The sequence below is a fragment of the Streptomyces mutabilis genome (genome assembly GCF_014649815.1).
In the GTDB taxonomy this organism is placed as follows: domain Bacteria; phylum Actinomycetota; class Actinomycetes; order Streptomycetales; family Streptomycetaceae; genus Streptomyces; species Streptomyces mutabilis.
In genome coordinates this window covers 1-557 of sequence record NZ_BMTT01000262.1, presented here as the reverse complement: position 1 = coordinate 557, position 557 = coordinate 1, and the positions used below count along the sequence as shown (strand labels likewise).

At 60.5% G+C, this 557-nt stretch carries 1 protein-coding gene; it reads right to left on the bottom strand.

Annotation, left to right across the window (positions count from 1 at the left end):
• On the bottom strand, positions 1-557 hold a 557-nt coding region (locus tag IE142_RS35720), incomplete at both ends, for an ABC transporter transmembrane domain-containing protein (RefSeq protein ID WP_191889506.1).

Genomic DNA, 557 nt, shown 5'->3' with positions numbered 1-557 from the left:
CGCCAGACGCCAATCCAACACCACAATGTAGGCGAACAGCGCGATCGGCGCGGCCACCGCTGCGGTGCCTTCGACCGGCCAATGCGCGACCAGCGAATGCAATGTTTCCACATCGTCATGCACCGATTTGCGGATCGTGCCGGACGTCGACGCGTTGAACGTGGAAAGCGGGGCCTTGCCGAGCGCGTCGGCCATGGATTTGCGAATGCTGGCGCCCAACGTGCAGTCGGCGAAATGCGTCACCGTCAACGCGATGAAATAGACGAGGCCGCGCAGCGTGAACGCGCCGATCAGAACAAGCACGTACATCCACACAAGATTGGCGTCTGGTTGCGTATGTTGCTGCCATGCCTTGAGCAACACGTCGCCGATACTGACCAGCGCCGCATAGGGGGCTACGCTGAGCAGTCCCGAAACCACGGCCAGCGTGCGTCCGAGGTTCAGCTTGCCTTGGATGGGTTTCATGGCTTTGTTCAAAGCGGCTTTGCCTTGCGCCGCCTTTTCCTTGTCTCCGGTTTGATTGCCGGAGACTGCCGTGGATTCGTCGGTGACGTTCT